At 64.7% G+C, this 18204-nt stretch carries 15 protein-coding genes and 2 tRNA genes; 12 read left to right on the top strand and 5 right to left on the bottom strand.

What is annotated here, in order from left to right; all coding sequences use genetic code 11:
* Positions 1–99: 99 nt before the first annotated feature.
* The gene (locus ACILR9_RS15385) at positions 100–1044 is read left to right on the top strand and encodes a LysR family transcriptional regulator (RefSeq protein WP_395710818.1); all 945 of its coding nucleotides are present in this window, start codon (positions 100–102) and stop codon (positions 1042–1044) included.
* Between the two features lie 225 nt (positions 1045–1269).
* Here ACILR9_RS15385 and ACILR9_RS15380 read toward each other — a convergent pair whose 3' ends face one another.
* The 5 genes from ACILR9_RS15380 to ACILR9_RS15360 all read right to left on the bottom strand — a co-directional run bounded on the left by ACILR9_RS15380 (position 1270) and on the right by ACILR9_RS15360 (position 6482).
* Positions 1270–2304 carry an IS630 family transposase gene (locus ACILR9_RS15380; protein ID WP_395710817.1) on the bottom strand — a complete coding sequence of 345 codons (1035 nt, stop codon included), beginning with the start codon at positions 2302–2304 and terminating at the stop codon, positions 1270–1272.
* A gap of 145 nt (positions 2305–2449) precedes the next feature.
* Positions 2450–3643, bottom strand: a complete 1194-nt coding sequence (locus ACILR9_RS15375) for a CaiB/BaiF CoA transferase family protein (RefSeq protein WP_395710816.1) — start codon at positions 3641–3643, stop codon at positions 2450–2452.
* Positions 3640–4509 (bottom strand): hypothetical protein, encoded by an 870-nt coding sequence (locus ACILR9_RS15370; RefSeq protein WP_395710815.1) that lies wholly within the window; start codon positions 4507–4509, stop codon positions 3640–3642. The genes ACILR9_RS15375 and ACILR9_RS15370 overlap by 4 nt, the downstream gene beginning before the upstream one ends.
* Positions 4510–4678: 169 nt before the next feature.
* On the bottom strand, positions 4679–6085 hold the full coding sequence (glnA, locus tag ACILR9_RS15365) for a type I glutamate--ammonia ligase (RefSeq protein WP_395710814.1): 1407 nt from the start codon (positions 6083–6085) through the stop codon (positions 4679–4681).
* A gap of 58 nt (positions 6086–6143) precedes the next feature.
* Positions 6144–6482 (bottom strand): P-II family nitrogen regulator, encoded by a 339-nt coding sequence (locus ACILR9_RS15360; RefSeq protein WP_395710813.1) that lies wholly within the window; start codon positions 6480–6482, stop codon positions 6144–6146.
* A gap of 199 nt (positions 6483–6681) precedes the next feature.
* Here ACILR9_RS15360 and ACILR9_RS15355 point away from each other — a divergent pair, with 199 nt between their 5' ends.
* The 11 genes from ACILR9_RS15355 (at position 6682) to ACILR9_RS15305 (ending at position 18204) form a co-directional block, all read left to right on the top strand.
* Positions 6682–7848 carry an aminotransferase gene (locus tag ACILR9_RS15355; protein ID WP_395710812.1) on the top strand — a complete coding sequence of 389 codons (1167 nt, stop codon included), beginning with the start codon at positions 6682–6684 and terminating at the stop codon, positions 7846–7848.
* 131 nt (positions 7849–7979) lie between these two features.
* Positions 7980–8693 (top strand): TetR/AcrR family transcriptional regulator, encoded by a 714-nt coding sequence (locus tag ACILR9_RS15350; RefSeq protein ID WP_395710811.1) that lies wholly within the window; start codon positions 7980–7982, stop codon positions 8691–8693.
* A 163-nt stretch (positions 8694–8856) separates the two neighbouring features.
* A complete protein-coding gene (locus ACILR9_RS15345) occupies positions 8857–9480 on the top strand; it encodes a TetR/AcrR family transcriptional regulator (protein WP_395710810.1) in 624 nt (207 codons plus the stop codon).
* A gap of 55 nt (positions 9481–9535) precedes the next feature.
* Positions 9536–9612, top strand: a tRNA-His gene (locus tag ACILR9_RS15340).
* 90 nt (positions 9613–9702) lie between these two features.
* The gene (locus tag ACILR9_RS15335) at positions 9703–11145 is read left to right on the top strand and encodes an NAD(P)H-hydrate dehydratase (RefSeq protein WP_395710910.1); all 1443 of its coding nucleotides are present in this window, start codon (positions 9703–9705) and stop codon (positions 11143–11145) included.
* Positions 11146–11243: 98 nt separating this feature from the next.
* Positions 11244–11328, top strand: a tRNA-Leu gene (locus ACILR9_RS15330).
* Between the two features lie 347 nt (positions 11329–11675).
* Positions 11676–13040, top strand: coding sequence for a trigger factor (gene tig / locus ACILR9_RS15325; protein WP_395710809.1), 1365 nt, complete (start codon positions 11676–11678; stop codon positions 13038–13040).
* Positions 13041–13113: 73 nt separating this feature from the next.
* Entirely contained in the window at positions 13114–13761 is a 648-nt protein-coding gene (locus ACILR9_RS15320; protein WP_395710808.1) for an ATP-dependent Clp protease proteolytic subunit, read from the top strand.
* A 139-nt stretch (positions 13762–13900) separates the two neighbouring features.
* Positions 13901–15172, top strand: coding sequence for an ATP-dependent Clp protease ATP-binding subunit ClpX (gene clpX / locus ACILR9_RS15315; RefSeq protein ID WP_395710807.1), 1272 nt, complete (start codon positions 13901–13903; stop codon positions 15170–15172).
* A gap of 177 nt (positions 15173–15349) precedes the next feature.
* Positions 15350–17749 carry an endopeptidase La gene (lon, locus tag ACILR9_RS15310; protein ID WP_395710806.1) on the top strand — a complete coding sequence of 800 codons (2400 nt, stop codon included), beginning with the start codon at positions 15350–15352 and terminating at the stop codon, positions 17747–17749.
* 182 nt (positions 17750–17931) lie between these two features.
* Positions 17932–18204 (top strand): HU family DNA-binding protein, encoded by a 273-nt coding sequence (locus tag ACILR9_RS15305; RefSeq protein WP_395710805.1) that lies wholly within the window; start codon positions 17932–17934, stop codon positions 18202–18204.

Genomic DNA, 18204 nt, shown 5'->3' with positions numbered 1-18204 from the left:
CGGTACGCGGATGCTAGGAAGCGCCCTTTTTCATATCAAAGCCTATCTGATGCAGGATACTGATGCGGATTCGGCATGATTCCTGCGCGCGAGTGTTGCATGACGCGGTCGTCGTTATCTCAGCTTCCCAATCTGTCGATCAGGCAGCTCAGAGCCGTCGCCGCCGTGGCGAAATATTCAAGCTTCATTGCCGCGGCGTCGGAGATGGGGCTTTCCCAGCCGGGCCTCTCGCGCATGATCCGCGCAGCCGAAAGGGAATTGGGAAGCGCCCTTTTCGAGCGGACCACACGGCAGGTCAGCCTCACCAGCGTCGGCGTGGAATTCGTCCCCTTGGCGGAACGCATCCTCCACGATCTGGAACTGAGCTCGAACGCCATCCGGGAACTCAGCGAGCAGACCCGCGGCCATCTCGCGATTTCCTGTCCAATGGCCTTTGCGACCAACATGCTCGCGGACCTGATCACCAGCTACAAGCGCCTCAACCCGAACGTCATCCTTCACATCCACGAAGGCATCCAGAGCAGTACGCTTGGGCTGATTCGATCGGGACAGGTCGACTTCGGCATCGGCGCCTTGAGTGAGCCGAACGACGACCTGCTGGTCGAACATCTGTGCCAGAACTGCTATCATGTCGTCTTTCACAAGCGCCATCGTTTTGCCCGTCGGGACGAAATCAGTCTCGCCGATCTCAAGGGCGAGCCGCTGGTTTCCATGCCGCCATCCTCCAACCTCCGGCGGATATTCGACGGCGCAGCCGCCAATGCGGGCTTCCGACTGAATCACACCATCACGCTCAACACCTACAGCGCGCTGGCGCAGTTCGTGCGGCGCGGCGTGGGCGTCACCATCCTGGCCAGCACTTCGCTGCCCAACGATCCGCTGCTGCGGTCACTGCCCATCGATCCCGGGCTGTTCAATGGCAGCCTGGCCATGATGCGCCTGAAGGGACGGCCGATCTCGGCAGCCGCCAGCGGATTCCAGGACCTGGTGAGGCGTCGCTTCTCGGAGGCACCGCCGGCTGGACCAGGGGCTCGACCCTCATAGGCGCTAACTTCAGAACTCCTGACACAGGCCAGTGTGGGAATGTCCGGCGCTACCGGGAGCGGACACGTTTGGGTCCGCAGCCGATGTTGCAAAATCGCAGTGATTCCGCGGCCGACCCCTCGTTCAACGGAAAAAACCGGACAAGTATTGGTCCGCACCCGCACCAACGAGAACGCCCCTGTTTTCGGGCTTTTTGCCGGGTTGTGTCAGGAGTTCTGAACTTACTCAGCAGTCAGTAATATAGGCAACACTCGGATGTCTGAAGAATGATCGGACCAGGCTGGGTCTCCTGCCGATATCGGCGAGCTGGGCAGCCACCCGTTGCTCGAGGCGTTCGCCTTTGAGCAGTGGCCGGCGCGCGTTGCCGGTTCGTTTGGCATGGCTCCAGACGAGCTCGTCGGGATTGAGGTCCGGGGCATAGCCGGGCAGGAAGTGCAATGTCAGCTTGCCGTCGAGTTGGTCGACGTAGTCGCGCACGTCACGCGTCCTGTGTGCGGGCAGGCCATCGACGATCAGATGTAACGGCCGACGGCGCCCACGCATCATGCGGCGTAGCAAGCTGACGAATAGTGCGCCATTCAGGCCACCGGCGTAGGTGGCGAACCAGAACGCCCCCTTGGCACTGACCGCCGAAGCGGCGCTGATGCTTTGACGTTGGCCCGGCACCGACACCACCGGGGTCTGCCCTTTGGCGCCCCACGTCGTGCCTTTCACCGCATCGGCGCGAAAGCCCGACTCATCCCAGAAGTAGATATCAGCCTTGTCCCGCTTGGCTTGCTGGGCAATCGCCGGGTAGGTTTCCCGCTGCCAGCGCGCGATCGCCTCGGGGTCACGCTGATAAGCGCGCTGGAGCGGTTTCTGCGGCGTCAATCCCACCCGCGCCAGCAACGCTCCCACCGAGGCCAGGCTCAGCCTTACCGCAAACCGCTGGGCGATGAGGTCGCGCGCGACCTGGCGCGTCCACAGGCCAAAGTCGAAGCCGTACTGCATCGGGTTCTTGCCATTGATCCAACGAAATACCTGACGCTCCTGCGCTGGGCTCAGCGCGCGCGGCCGCCCGGTCGCCGGCTTCGAGGCAAGCGACTTCAGCCCCTTGCCGCGGCCCCGCGCAGCCTTCAGCCACCCGTAGATTGTGCAGCGATGCATGCCGAAACTGGCGATCACCTCGCTCGGCCGTTCGCCTTCGCGGACACGTTGAACCGCCATCTTACGGATGGTTTCCAGCGTCCCATGATCGAGTGTCCGGCCGTCGCGCTTCATCGTGACCCGAATACTCGCACATCTTCAATTTGTTGTCTAACTTTCTGATCTATGAGTAAGTTAAGTTGGCGCCCATGGTACGACCCATGACCCCTGCTGCGGCGTAAGGCGCCGACGCCTCTTCACTTCGTGGGCGGGAGAAGAGCTATCGGGCCGCCCCCGAGGCCAGCATGCCGTCGATGTCGGCCTCGCCGTAGCCGGCTTCCTTCAATATCTCGCGGGTGTTCTCGCCGAGCCGCGGGGCGTGGCGCTCGTGCTGGCGCTCCCCGCCGGAGAAGATGTTGGCGCGCCGGGTGCGGCGGATGCGGCCTTCACTCGGATGATCCTCCGGCTGGAAGAAGCCGACATCGGCAAGATGCGGGTCGCTCAGGAGATCGTCGATCGAGTTGTAGCGGGCGGCCGGCACATCGAGCTTGTCGAAAATCTCCAGCCACTCCGCCGTGGTCTTCTGGGCGAGGCCTTCCTTGCGCACCTCGAAGTAGGCGGCGGCGTTGACGGTGCGGTGGCCCGGCGTGTCGAAGCGCGGGTCGGTCTTGAGCTCGGGCCGGCCGATCGCGTCGAAGAAGGCGAAGGCCTGCGGATTGGTGTTGGGACCGACCGTGATGTAGCCGTCCCTGGTCGGCAGCGGCCGGTAGTCGGGACTGAGCAGGCGGCCGTCCCCGCTTGGGCCGACCGGCGGGTCGAAGGTCATGGCGCCCATATGCTCGCTCGACACGAACGACGCCATGTTCTCCAGCATCGGCACGTCGATTGCCTCGCCGCGACCGGTCTTCTCGCGGCGGTAAAGAGCGAAGCCGATGCACTGGGCGGCGATCAGGCCTGACGTGTGATCGCTCATCACCATGGGCACGAAGCGCGGCTCGCCGGTCGCCCGCGCCAGCGTGCCGGCGACTCCCGACAGGCTCTGCACGATCGGGTCGTACGCAGGCCGGTTGTAGTAACGGCCGCCGCGCCCGAAGGCCAGGATCGAGCAGTGGATCAGCCGCGGGTTCCTCGGCGCCAGGCTGGCGTAGTCGAGGCCGGCGCGCGCCAACCCCTCCGGCCGCACGTTGCTCACGAACACGTCGGCGCCGCCGATCAGGCGGTGCACGGCCTCGAGCGCCGCGGGCTTCTTGAAGTCGAGCACGATCGAGCGCTTGTTGCGGTTGAAGTTGATGAACTTGCCGGACATGCCGGGATTGCGGCTGCCTTGCGCCATGGTGCGCAGCAGGTCGCCGCCCGGCGCCTCGATCTTGACGACGTCGGCGCCATAGTCGGCCAAGGTGCGCGTGCAGATCGGCCCGACGACGACCGTCGTCAGGTCGATGATGCGCACGCCGGAGAGAGGGCCGTCGCTCACGATGCGAACTCCAGATCCATCTCGCCGCACAGCACGCCGTTCTTGTCGGCCGCCCAGATCGAGAGGCGGCCGTCCTCCTGCTCGCGGCCGCGCACGTCGATCAGGTCGCCAACCCAGATCGGATGGACCAGCCGGGTCGTGTAGTTGGTCAGCGTTCCCCGGCCGTGGCGCAGTGCGGCGTCGGTCATGAGATGCATGGACAGGCCGCCGTTCGAGACCAGCGCCGGATAGCCTTCCTCGCTGCGCGTGTAGTCGCCGTCGTAGTGGATGCGGTGGGCGTTCCAGGTGAGCGACGAGAAGCGGAAGTTGAGCGTGTTGGTGACGTTGGTCTTGTCGCTCCAGGCGTGATCGGTGCGCGCCTGAGTCGCGACCGTGGCCGTGGTCTTCTGGCCGGGCGGCACCGCCGGGCGATAGATGGCATCGTTCTCGTCGATGGCGATCACCTTGCCGTGCTGCTCGATCGTGTGACGCATGGTGAGAATGAAGATGTCGCCCGAGCGGCCGCTCTTGGGGACGATATTGGCGACCTCGGCCTTCTTGACCGCGGGCTCGCCAGCGCGCAGGCGGCCCTTGACCGTGACCCGGCGTCCCGCACCCATGCGGCGCGGCATCGGGATCGGCGGCAGCACGATGCCCTTGTTGGGATGGCCGTCGGGACCCAGCTCGCTCTGCACGATGGTCTCGGCGAAGAACAGCGTGAACCAGTGCGGCGGCAGCTCGGTGCCGCGCTCGAAGCTTGCCGGATCGAGATTGAAAGTGCTGGCGGCGCGCCGCACGGCCATGAGGCCGACATCGTCCTCGACGATGCGCACGCGCCCGATCCAGGGCTTGAGCTCCTTCATCGCCTCGTCCATCCAGCCTGACATCGCGCTCGTCCTCTTGTTAGCGGATCGGCGGAGACTTGCACGCACAGGCCAAAAGCAGAAGGGCCCGCTTTCGCATTCAGATTCCTCCCCGGCTTTGCCGGGGAGGTGCCCCGGCCAGATAGGAAAAGGGGGCCCGAAGGCCCCCTTGGCGATGATCTTCCGGCGATGCTCAGATGCTGTAGTACATCTTGTACTCGATCGGCGCCGGCTGGTGCTCCCAGTTGTAGACCTCTTCCCACTTGAGCTCCATGTAGGCGTCGATCTGATCGTCGGTGAACACGCCGCCCTTGGTCAGGAAGGTGCGGTCGGCGTCGAGGGAGTTCAGCGCCTCGCGCAGCGAGCCCGCGACCGTCGGGACCTTGGAGAGCTCCTCCGGCGGCAGGTCGTAGAGGTTCTTGTCCATCGGATCGCCTGGATGGATCTTGTTCTGGATGCCGTCGATGCCGGCCATCAGCATCGCCGCGAAGGCGAGATACGGGTTGGCCGACGGGTCGGGGAAACGGACCTCGACGCGCTTGCCCTTGGGCGAGGCCGAGTAGGGGATGCGGCACGAAGCCGAGCGGTTGCGCGAGGAGTAGGCCAGCAGCACCGGCGCCTCGAAGCCCGGGATGACGCGCTTGTAGGAGTTGGTGCTGGCGTTGCAGAAGGCGTTGAGCGCCTTGGCGTGCTTGATGATGCCGCCGATGTAGTACAGAGCCGTCTCCGACAGGTCGGCGTAGCCGGAGCCTGCGAACAGTGGCTTGTTGTCCTTCCAGATCGACTGGTGGGTATGCATGCCCGAGCCGTTGTCGCCATAGAGCGGCTTCGGCATGAAGGTCAGGGTCTTGCCGTAGCTGTGGGCGACGTTGTGCAGCGTGTACTTGTACTTCTGCACGTTGTCGGCGGTCTTCACCAGCGTGTCGAAACGGAAGCCGAGCTCGTTCTGGCTGGGCGCCACCTCGTGATGGTGGATCTCCATGACCAGGCCCATGTCGGTGCAGACCGACATCATCTCGGCACGCAGATCGTTCATCGAATCGACCGGCTGCACCGGGAAGTAGCCGCCCTTGACGCCGGGACGATGGGCCATGTTGCCGCCGTCGAACTCGGCGCCGCTGTTCCACGGCGATTCGCTCGAGGTCAGCCGATAGAAGCTGCCCTGCATCTGGACGTCGAAACGGACGTCGTCGAACACGAAGAATTCGAGCTCGGGGCCGAACACGGCGGTATCGCCGATGCCGGAGGACTTCATGAAGGCCTCGGCGCGCTTGGCCGTCGAGCGCGGGCAGCGGGCATAGAGCTGGCCGGTCGAGGGCTCGACCACGTCGCAGCTCACGATCAGGGTCGTCTGGGCGGCGAACGGATCGAGGACCGCGGTCGAGGGGTCGGGCATCAGGATCATGTCCGACTCGTTGATCGCCTTCCAGCCGGCGATCGAGGAGCCGTCGAACATCACGCCATCCTCGAAGGTGCCCTCGTCGGTGGCCGACGCCATGCGCGCGGTGTGCTGCCACTTGCCGCGCGGGTCGGTGAAGCGGAAGTCGACGAACTTGACGTCCTTCTCCTTGATCAGCGCGAGAACTTGCTTGGCATCCATCTGTCGTACTTCCCTCTCTTGTGGTTACCGTCCTCATGCCCCCAAAAAGGCCGAGGTCTCATACGGCTGCGTCTCCGCGCTCGCCAGTACGAATTCGAATTGCGTCGTCGATGTGCGACACGAAGATCTTGCCGTCGCCGATGCGGCCGGTGTGCGCCGAGCTGCGGATGGCCTCGACCGCCTTCTCGACCATGTCATCCTCGATGACGAGCTCGATCTTCACCTTGGGCAGGAAGTCCACGACATACTCGGCGCCACGATAGAGCTCGGTGTGACCCTTCTGGCGGCCGAAGCCCTTGGCCTCGAGAACGGTGATGCCCTTGAGGCCGATCTGGTTCAGGGCATCCTTCACCTCGTCGAGCTTGAAGGGCTTGATGATGGCTTCGATCTTCTTCATTTCCTTCCGGCACTTTCGCACGCAAACTCAGGCGCTGCCGTGGTGGCAGTCGTCGTACATCCTGCGGCAAGCAGCTTTCATGCCAGAGTTATCCACACTCTTGGGAAGTGGAACGGTGAGTCGAGTGGTCGAAAAATGAACCAGTTGGTCAAATAACATTCACAATGTTGCCCATAAATAAGTCAATCGAGATCGACGCATGAAGCTGGCCAACTCAACGATGACCGCCCTCGGCACCACCGTATTCGAGGTGATGTCGGCGCTCGCCCGCGAGCATCGATCGGTCAACCTCGGACAGGGCTTTCCCGACGACAAGGGACCCCAGGCCGTCCGGGCTGCCGCCGCCGAATACCTGATGGAAGGACACAACCAGTACCCGCCGATGATGGGCATCCCGGAGCTGCGCCAGGCGGTCGCCGATCACGCCAGGCGCTTCCAGGGCCTCGACGTCGACTGGCAATCCGAGGTGATGGTGACATCGGGGGCAACCGAGGCCTTGGGCGACTGCCTGTTCGGCTTGATCGAGCCGGGCGACGAGGTCGTGCTGATCGAGCCGCTGTATGATTCCTACCTTCCGATCGTGCGCCGGGCAGGCGGTGTTCCTAAGCTGGTGCGGCTTGAGCCGCCGACTTGGCGGCTGCCACGCGACGAACTGGCGGCGGCGTTCAGCGGGCGGACCAAGCTGATCCTGTTCAACACGCCGATGAACCCCTGTTCCAAGGTGTTCGATCGCGAGGAACTCGAGCTCATTGCCGGGCTCTGCGTGGAGCACGATGCCTACGCGGTGTGCGACGAGGTCTACGAGCACATCGTCTTCGACGACCGCGAGCACGTATCGATCATGGGCCTGCCGGGAATGCGGGAGCGGAGCGTCCGCATCGGGTCGGCCGGCAAGAGCTTCAGCCTGACCGGCTGGAAGGTCGGCTACGTCACCGCGGCCCCCGACCTCATGCGGCCGATCGCCAAGACTCACCAGTTCATGACCTTCACGACACCGCCGAACCTGCAATGGGGGGCCGCCGTCGGGTTGCGCCTGGGCGACGACTATTTCTCGACCCTGGCGCGCGACATGCAGGCGAAGCGCGACCGCCTGGACGGCGCCTTGCGGCAGATCGGCTTCGACGTGCTGCCCGCCCGTGGCACCTACTTCGTCACCACGGATTTCCGCCCGCTGGGGTTCAACGGCACCGATGAGGATTTCTGCCGCCACATCACCATCGAGGCTGGGGTCACGGCGGTGCCGGTCAGCGCCTTCTACGATCAGCCGGGCAGGGCGCCCCGTCATTTCGCGCGGTTCTGCTTCTGCAAGCACGATGCGACGCTGGACGACGCGATCGATCGGTTGCAACGGCACTTCCGCCGGTAAGATATCGAACCGAAGCGTGAGGGCGATCCGAACTGGTGCGGGATGGCTTGGCTTGTACGGGCGAGCGCCTATACTTGCTGCAGTGTGATTGCCAAATTCGGTGACCTGGTCACGCCAAGGCGGTCGGATCGGTGGCAACCAAAGCGGTGGTATCGGTGGCAAAGGGTACAGCTGACCTAGATTCCAACGACGCCTCGGGGCGTTCGGCGTCGCCGCCCCGGCCGACCCGCATCGACGGTCGTCGCCTGCGCAGCGAGCGGACGAAGCAGCTCATAATCGAAGCCTATCTGGCTCTCGTGCGCGAAAAGCCGGTGGTGCAGATGCCGACCGCGGCGCAGATCGCGGAGCGCGCCGGCTACTCCGTCCGCTCGATCTTCGAGCGCTTCCCCGATCTTAGCAAGTTGCGGGTGGCCGCGGCCGACTACAGCCTCGCACAGGCCGCAGCGCTCGCGCCGGCGCGCAATGTCGATGGCGACCGCGAGGCCCGGATCCGCTCCCAGGTCGAAACGCGGGCAGGAACCTGCGAGCGTGGCACCGCCTTGTGGCGCGTGCTCGTGTTCAGCGCACCGGAAGACGCCGAGTTGCGCCAGCGTGTTCGCCTCGCCCGGGAACGTACCGTCGATCGCTTCAGGGTGATGTATCGGCCGGAGCTCGCGACCCTTTCGGACCGCGAGCGTGAGCACTTGCTGATCGCGCTGGAGGCGATCACCGACCACGAGAGCTGGGCGCGCATGCGCGACCAGCATGGGTTGTCGATCGAGGAAGCCTGCTCGGTCTGGATCGAAGCCATCGATCGTCTCCTGCCGCCGACGCCGGGAGCTTCCGACCCGGGAGCTTCTGACTAAGGTATGCATCGGAAACTGTGGCGCCGCCGCTTCGTTCCAAGTAGGATTTGCCTTCCCGCGCTGGCGGTAATCCTGCTCCGGCATCACAGGCTTGATCTGGCCCGGTCCATCGCCGGCCGATGGTGTCGAAGCGGTTACCGGCAGCAGTCGACCGTATAGTTCATTGACCTCGAAGCAGAACCCCAAGTCCGCCCGGATCGACGGTCGTCGCCTGCGCAGTGCGCGCACCAAGCAGCTGATCGTGGAGGCGTATATTGATCTGCTGCGCAAGGACCCCAGAATCCCGACGGCAGCGCAGATCGCCGAGCGGGCGGGGGTCTCCGTGCGCTCGGTGTTCGAACGCTTCAGCGACCTGCACGAACTCAGGGTCGCAGCGACAGATCACACCTTCCTGCAGGCAGCGACGCTGGCCACCGGTGCCGACACGGAGGGCGATCGGGCGACCCGCTTGAAGAACCACATCGAGAGGCGCGGGGCGATCTGCGAGGCGTGGCTGCCCTTGTGGCGCGCCATGATGGTCAACAAAGGCGAGTCGCTGGAGCTGAACACCCGGGTGCTGCTGGCGCGGCAGGCAATCATCAAGCGCATCGAGATAATGTATCGCCCCGAGCTGTCGACTCTTTCCGAGGAGCGTCAGCGGCGTCTCCTGGTCGTGCTCGAGTCCCTGATCGATTTCGAAAGCTGGGCGCGCATGCGCGAGGACCATGGGCTGTCGTTCGCCGAGGCCTGCGAGGTCTGGACCAAGGCCATCGACCGGCTGCTGCCGCCGACCCCGCCGGTTTCTTGACGCTCCGGCTGGCCAAGCGTAGGAAAGCGCCCGTCGTCGGGAGCGACCTGTGATGGCGGCCGTAGCTCAGGTGGTTAGAGCGCCAGATTGTGATTCTGGATGTCGCCGGTTCAAGTCCGGTCGGCCGCCCCAGTCGCTCCCGCGTCGTCACTCCTGAAGCGCGGAAGCCCCGTGCGCGACCTTAGCGCCAGCAACGATCTCGTCCTGCTGCGATGCGCCGAGATGGCCGAGGCCGACGCTGGCGCCATTGCGCGGGGCATTCCGGGCACGCAGCTCATGGAGGCCGCCGGACGGGCGGTCGCGGCCGCGGTTGCGACTCACCATCGTCGCCGTCCGCTCGCAGTGCTGTGCGGGCCGGGCAACAACGGTGGCGACGGGTTTGTCGCCGCTCGTCACCTGCAGGAAGCAGGCTGGCCGGTTCGGCTGGCGTTGCTCGGGCCGCGTGAGGCCTTGAGAGGGGACGCGGCCTGGGCAGCACAGGGCTGGAAGGGCCCTGTGGAGGCGCTCTCGCCAGCCTTGCTGGAAGGCCGTCCGCTGGTCGTCGATGCCCTGTTCGGTGCCGGCTTGTCGCGACCCATCGAGGGACTCGCCGGCGAGGTCATCGACCGCATCAATGCCGAAGGGCTCGCCGTCATCGCCGTCGACGTGCCGAGCGGCCTGTATGGCGACAGTGGGCAGGTGATGGGTCGGGCGCTCTTAGCCGAGCGCACGGTAACCTTCTTCCGGGGCAAGCCCGGCCACTACGCGGTCGAAGGGTTGCGGCGCTGCGGCTCGCTGCACCTGGTCGATATCGGCATCCCCGCGGCGGTGCTCGACGCCATCGCGCCGCGGCTCTGGCTGAATGGGCCGTCCTTGTGGCGGCCATCGCTCGAGCGCGACGGATTGGCGGATCACAAATTCGCCCGCGGTCATCTCACCATCCTGGGCGGCGCTGCGGCGACCGGTGCGGCCCGCCTTGCCGCGCTGGCCGCCCGCCGTGCCGGCGCGGGACTCGTCACCATTGCCGCCCCGCGTTCGGCAATGCCGGTCTACCAGGCGGCCGAACCAGGCAATCTGATCGTCGAGAGCGAGGAGAGCGCCGCGTTCGGCAAGCTGCTCGGCGACCCGCGGCGCAATGCCGTGCTGCTGGGCCCGGGGTCCGGCGTCGACGACCGGACGCGAGCGGCCTGCCTGTCAGCCCTCGCCCTGCGACGTGCGGTGGTGCTCGACGCCGACGCCATCACCGCCTTCGCCGACGCACCGGGGCGGTTGTTCGAGGCCATTGCCGGTCCAGCCCTGATGACGCCGCACGAAGGCGAATTCCGCCGGTTGTTCGCCGACCTGGCCGACCTGCCGGACAAGGTCGAGCGGGCGCGACAGGCAGCGGCGCGCAGCGGCGCGACGATGCTGTTGAAGGGACCCAATACGGTGATTGCGGCCCCCGATGGTCGGGCCGTTATCAACGTCCACGCTCCCGCCAGCCTGGCGACGGCCGGCTCGGGCGATGTGCTGGCCGGCATCGCCGGCGCCTTGATGGCGCAGAACCTGTCGCCTCTGGCGGCAGCGGCGGCGGCCGCGTGGTTGCATGGCGAGAGTGGCTTTCGGTTCGGCCGGCGCGGCCTGATCGCCGAGGACCTGATCGCGCACTTGCCCGATGCTTTGCACGCGGCGCTTGCGATCAATTGACCGCTCGCCGGGCACAAGCTAAGAGGCCCGCGATTCGGCCCTCGCGGCGCGGTTCGCCGGCGCTGGCCCGAGAGACCGACAAGAGGGCCTCTCATTGGGCGGGCGTGGTGGAATTGGCAGACACGCGAGATTTAGGTTCTCGTGCCGCAAGGCGTGGGGGTTCGAGCCCCTCCGCCCGCACCAGAGGATCCAAATAACTGATTCCGAAGGCTTTTTGCCCACGAACATGGCGCAAGGCTTTCTCGGCTCAAGCAAGGACAGGGCTTGATGTTGCAGATGCTCCAACGAGTTCATGAACGTCTGGATCGGGCGGAGGTACGCTTGGAGCTGCGGGACCCGTAGCCATGTCTGCGCCCCTTTGTCTGCTTTAGGTTGACGTACTCCGCGAGCATGACCCTTGTGTCTGGACGCCAGTTCGGTCTAGAGCACGCTGCGATTTTGGGCGTGGGAAGGCACTGGCACCAAGGTTGGCGGGTGCCCGAGTGAACAAGCCGTTCCGCCCGCACCAATACAGAAATGGAAGTGTGACGATGCAAGTGACGGAACTCCCGGCCGAAGGCTTGAAGCGGCAATTCAAGATCGTGGTTCCTGCCGGCGACTTGGCGGCCCAGGTCGATTCTCGCCTGGCCGACATGGCGAAGACCGCCCAGATGCCGGGTTTCCGCCAGGGCAAGGTGCCGGTCGGGCTCCTGAAGAAGCAGTATGGCCAGGCGCTGTTCGGCGAGGCGCTCGAGCAGGCGGTCAATACGAGCACGGCCAAGGCGATCGAGGATCGCGGGCTGAAGCCCGCGCTGCAGCCCCGCATCGACCTGAAGCAGCTCGAAGAGGGCAAGGACGTCGAGTTCGAGGTCGCGATCGAGGTCCTTCCCGAGATCGGCAAGCTCGATTTCTCCGAAGTTGCGCTCGAGCGGCTGAAGGCCGTTGTGCCCGACAGCGATGTCGAGGAAGCGGTCAACCGGATCGCCAAGGCCAATCGCGAGCAGAAGCCGGTCGAGCCGCCGCGGCCGGCGCAGAAGGGCGATGCCCTCAAGATCGATTTCGTGGGCTCGGTCGACGGCGTGGAATTCCCGGGCGGCTCCGCCCAGGACTACATCCTCGAGATTGGCTCCGGGTCCTTCATCCCGGGCTTCGAGGACCAGCTGGTCGGCGCCGAGGTCGGCAAGGTGGTCGAGGTCAAGGTCACGTTCCCGGCCGACTACGGCAATGCCGAGCTGGCGGGCAAGGACGCCGTCTTCAAGTGCACGATCAAGGAGGTCCGCGAGCTGGTCGACCGGCCGGTCGACGATGAGCTGGCCAAGGCCAACAATTTCGAGAACCTCGACACCATGCGCAAGGCGGTCGCCGACCGGATCGGCCAGGATTACACCCGCATCTCGCGCTCGATGATCAAGCGGCAGCTGCTCGACAAGCTCGCCGAGGCGCACAAGTTCGCCGTTCCCGAGGGACTGGTCGAAGGCGAGTTCAACGCCATCTGGCAGCGCATCGAGGAGGCCAAGAAGAGTGGCCAGAAGCTCGAGGATGACGAGGAGAAGATGCGCAAGGAGTACCGCGACATCGCCGAGCGCCGGGTCCGCCTGGGCCTGCTGCTGGCCGACGTCGGGCGGTCGAACGGCATCGACGTCACGCCGGAGGAGCTGAACCAGGCGGTCGTGCGCGAGGCCATGCGCTATCCCGGCCAGGAGCGCCAAGTGATGGAATTCTACGCCAAGAACACCGAGCTCAAGGAGCAGCTGCGGGCACCGATTTTCGAGGACAAGACCGTCGATTTCATACTCGAGCTGGCCAAGGTCGGCGAAAGGTCGGTTACGCCGGAGGAACTGGTGAAGGCCGCCCGTGAAGCCGAGGAGGACAAGCCTGCGGAAGAGGGGCTCGCGAAAGAAGCAACGGCGAATTGATGCGTCGGCGGCGGTCTTGAACCGGACCGTCGGCGCTGCCACTTTCATTGTACAGTCACCAAGGGGGCCCGCGATGAGTCGCGAACGCGATCCGCTGGAAGTCTACAACAACTACTATGTGCCGATGGTCGTCGAGCAGTCGGCCCGCGGCGAGCGCGGCTACGATATCTGGTCGCGCCTGCTCAAGGAGCGGATCATCTTCCTCAATGGGCCGATCGAGGACAACGTCGCCGGCCTGGTCTGCGCCCAGCTGCTCTATCTCGAGGCCGAGAACCCGACCAAGGACATCGCCTTCTATATCAACTCGCCGGGCGGCGTCGTGACCTCGGGCCTCGCGGTGTACGACACCATGCAGTACATCCGCCCGCTGATCTCGACCCTGGTGTTCGGCCAGGCGGCGTCGGCCGGTTCGCTGCTGCTGATGGCAGGCGCCAAGGGCAAGCGCTTCTCGCTGCCCAATGCACGCATCATGATCCACCAGCCGTCGGGCGGCGCCCAGGGCCAGGCGACCGACATCGAGATCCACGCCCGCGAGATCCTGCTGACGCGGGCACGGCTCAACCAGATGTACGTCAGCCACACCGGCCGCACGATCGAGGAGATCGAGCGGGCCATGGAGCGTGACAAGTTCTTCTCGCCGGCCGAAGCCAAGGAGTTCGGCTTGATCGACGACGTGCTCGAAAAGCGGCCCACTCCGACGATTCAGGCGGCGGCTTCCTGAGAAATCACGACCAATTGTTTCTTTTTGACCGGCCTACACACCATATTTTGATGTTGTAGCGATCCGGGGGGCGAGTTTAACATAGAACAGCGAGCGGGCCCGCCGGAGCGGGCCACGCAAGCGGAGGTGCGTTACCGTCATGCCAGCCGCCAAGTCCGGGGGCGATTCCCGCAATACCCTCTATTGCAGCTTCTGCGGCAAGAGCCAGCACGAAGTCCGCAAGCTCATCGCCGGACCGACCGTGTTCATCTGTGATGAATGCGTCGAACTCTGCATGGATATCATCCGGGAGGAGAACAAGACCACCCTGGTGAAGTCCAAGGACGGCGTGCCGTCGCCGAAGGAAATCCGCCAGATCCTCGACGACTACGTGATTGGCCAGGACCAGGCCAAGCGAATCCTCGCCGTTGCGGTGCACAATCACTACAAGCGTCTGAGCCACGGTGGAAAGGCGAGCGACGTCGAGATCGCCAAGTCGAACATCATGCTGATCGGCCCGACCGGCTGCGGCAAGACGTTGCTGGCGCAGACCTTGGCGCGCATGCTCGACGTGCCCTTCACCATGGCCGACGCCACGACGCTCACCGAGGCCGGCTACGTCGGCGAGGACGTCGAGAACATCATCCTGAAGCTGCTGCAGTCGGCCGACTACAATGTCGAGCGGGCGCAGCGCGGCATCGTCTATATCGACGAGGTCGACAAGATAAGCCGCAAGTCGGACAACCCGTCGATCACGCGCGACGTATCCGGCGAAGGCGTCCAGCAGGCCCTGCTCAAGATCATGGAGGGCACGATCGCTTCGGTACCGCCGCAGGGGGGCCGCAAGCATCCGCAGCAGGAGTTCCTGCAGGTCGACACGACCAATATCCTGTTCATTTGCGGCGGTGCTTTCTCCGGCCTCGACAAGATCATCGCCATGCGGCGGCAGGGCACGTCGATCGGCTTCGGAGCCGAGGTGCGCGGGCCGGACGATCGCCGCACCGGCGAGGTGCTGCGCGATCTCGAGCCGGAGGATCTGCTGAAGTACGGCCTGATCCCCGAGTTCGTCGGTCGTCTTCCGGTTGTCGCCACGCTGGAGGATCTCGACGAGGGCGCCCTGATCGAAATCCTGACGCGGCCGAAGAACGCACTGCTGAAGCAGTACCAGCGCCTGTTCGACATGGAGAGCGTGAAGCTCAAGTTCTCCGAGGACGCGCTCAGGGCTGTCGCCCAGAAGGCCATCCTGCGCAAGACGGGCGCGCGTGGCCTGCGTTCGATCATGGAAACCGTCTTGCTCGACACGATGTACGACCTGCCGTCGCTCGACGGCGTCGAGGAGGTGGTGATCAATCGCGAGGTCATCGAAGGGCGTGCGCAGCCGCTCTATGTGCACGGTGAGCGCAAAGAAGGAATTGCGGCCGCGCCGGCATGAGTTTTGAAAGGCCGTCGGTGGCAGCCGCCGCCGGCGGCTTGGTGAAGAGGTCTTGAACTACCCCCTGTTCGGGCCAATTTCTGTGAAGAGTGCGCGAGCCTGCGGGCCGTGAATTGCCCGTACGGGAATCGCGGTCCGGAGTTCGGGTAGCTCTAACAGCGTAAGTTGCGAGGCATCATGAACGCCCCCACTCTTGGCACTACCTATCCAGTCCTGCCGCTGCGTGACATCGTCGTCTTCCCCGGCATGATTGTTCCGCTCTTCGTCGGTCGCGAGAAGAGCGTGAAGGCTCTGGAAGAGGTCATGAAGGACGATAAGCAAATCCTTCTGATCGCCCAGAAGAACGCCAGCCAGGACGATCCCGGCCCCAACGACATCTATGACATCGGCACGCTCGGCACCGTGCTGCAGCTCCTCAAGCTGCCCGACGACACCGTGAAGGTGCTGGTCGAGGGTGGCCGGCGCGTCAAGATCGTCGGCTACACCGGCAAGGCCGAATTCTTTGAAGCCAATGCTGTCGATATGGAAGAGGTGGCCGGCGAACAGGCCGAGCTGCAAGCGGCGGCGCGGACGGTCGTCTCGGAGTTCGAGAACTACGTCAAGCTGAACAAGAAAGTGCCGCCCGAGGTCGTCGTCTCGATCAACAAGATCGAGGAGCCGGCCAAGCTCGCCGACACGATCTCGGCCCATCTGGCCCTCAAGGTCGCCGAGAAGCAGCAACTCCTCGAGCTCGACTCGGTCTCCAAGCGGCTTGAGCGCATTCTCGGCCTGATGGAGGGCGAGATCGGCGTCCTGCAGGTCGAGAAGAAGATCCGCAATCGCGTCAAGCGTCAAATGGAGAAGACGCAGCGCGAGTACTATCTCAACGAGCAGATGAAGGCGATCCAGAAGGAGCTTGGCGAGACCGAGGACGGTCGCGACGAGCTTTCCGAGATGGAGAAGCGCATCAAGAAGACGCGTCTCAGCAAGGAGGCGCGCGAGAAGGCCAATGCCGAGCTGAAGAAGCTCCGGACCATGAGCCCGATGTCGGCCGAGGCGACGGTGGTGCGCAACTACCTCGACTGGCTGCTGTCGATCCCGTGGCGCAAGCCGACCAAGATCATCAAGGATCTGAAGTACGCCGAGGACATTCTCAATGCCGATCATCACGGCCTCGAGAAGGTCAAGGAGCGCATCCTCGAGTATCTCGCCGTGCAGCAGCGCGTCGACAAGATGAAGGGCCCGATCCTCTGCCTGGTCGGTCCTCCGGGCGTCGGCAAGACCTCGCTCGGCAAGTCGATCGCCAAGGCGACGGGCCGCAACTTCGTCCGCATGTCGCTGGGCGGCGTGCGTGACGAGGCCGAGATCCGCGGCCATCGCCGGACCTATATCGGCTCGCTGCCGGGCAAGGTCATCCAGAGCATGAAGAAGGTGAAGTCGTCGAACCCGCTGTTCCTGCTCGACGAGATCGACAAGCTCGGCGCCGATTTCCGTGGCGACCCGTCGTCGGCGCTGCTCGAGGTCCTCGATCCGGAGCAGAACTCGACCTTCAACGACCACTATCTCGAGGTCGACTACGACCTGTCGAACGTGATGTTTATCACCACGGCCAACTCGCTGCGCATGGCGCAGCCGCTGATGGACCGCATGGAGATCATCCGTCTGGCGGGCTACACTGAGGACGAGAAGCTGGCGATCGCGCGCAAGCACCTGATCGTCAAGCAGATCGAGGCCAACGGCCTCAAGGACGGCGAGCTCGACATCCACGACGATGCCGTGCGCGATCTCGTGCGCTACTACACGCGCGAGGCCGGCGTGCGCAATCTCGAGCGCGAGATCGCCAACCTGGCGCGCAAGGCCACCAAGGAAATCCTCATGAAGGGGACGACCAAGGTGAAGGTGACGCGCAAGAACCTCGACAAGTACGCCGGCGTGCGCCGCTTCCGCTTCGGCGAGGCGGAGCTCGAGGACCTGGTCGGCATCACGACCGGCCTGGCGTGGACCGAGGTCGGCGGCGAGTTGCTGCAGATCGAAGCCGTGCTGGTGCCCGGCCGCGGCCGCATGTCGGTGACCGGCAAGCTCGGCGACGTGATGCAGGAGTCGGTGCAGGCGGCCAACGCCTATGTCCGCTCGCGCGCCCATTCGTTCGGCATCAAGCCGGTGCTGTTCGAGAAGCGCGACATTCACATCCACGTGCCCGAGGGCGCCACGCCCAAGGACGGCCCGTCGGCCGGCGTGGGCATGATCACCTCGATCGTATCGGCGCTGACCGGCGTCGCGGTGCGCAAGGAAGTCGCCATGACCGGCGAGATCAGCCTGCGCGGCCGCGTGCTGCCGATCGGCGGCCTCAAAGAGAAGCTGCTGGCGGCCCTGCGCGGCGGCCTCAAGACCGTGCTGATCCCCAAGGAGAACGAGCGCGACCTGCCTGAGATTCCCGACAACGTGAAGAAGGGGCTCGAGATCGTGCCGGTGTCGACGGTGGACGACGTGCTGGCGCGCGCGCTGGTCAAGCCGCTGGTCGCCATCGAATGGCCCAACGACCTCGACTCCGTCACGGCCGCCAAGCCGGCGGAAGGCGCCGAGGTCCGGGCGCACTAGATTAGCCCGCCCTGGAACTGCTGAGGCGAAGCCCCGGAGGGAGACCTCCGGGGCTTTGTCATGTTTGGCCCTATGTATGTGGCTTCGTGCTCGGCAAGAATACAAAATGTGGTATTGTTGGTTGACGCCGTTTTCCTGGCGCCCGTAGACTTCCACCTGCCGGACCTTGCTGGGGTTGACCCGTGAACAAGCACGATTTGATCGCCGCCGTCGCCGCCTCGACCAACCTCACCAAGACGGACGCCGCCGGCGCCGTTGATGCGATGCTGACCGTCATCACCAAGTCATTGAAAAAGAAAGAGAAAGTTCTTCTGGTCGGATTCGGGACGTTCCAGGTCTCCAAGCGCAAGGCGGCGGAGGGGCGCAATCCGCGAACCGGCGAGAAGATCAAGATTGCAGCCGCCAGCGTCCCCCGCTTCAAGGCGAGCAAGCAGCTCAAGGACGCGATCAACTAG

It is taken from the genome of Reyranella sp. (assembly GCF_044224635.1).
GTDB lineage: Bacteria > Pseudomonadota > Alphaproteobacteria > Reyranellales > Reyranellaceae > Reyranella.
The sequence above is the reverse complement of the archived record's forward strand: the minus strand, read 5'-3'. Positions and strand labels throughout refer to the sequence as shown.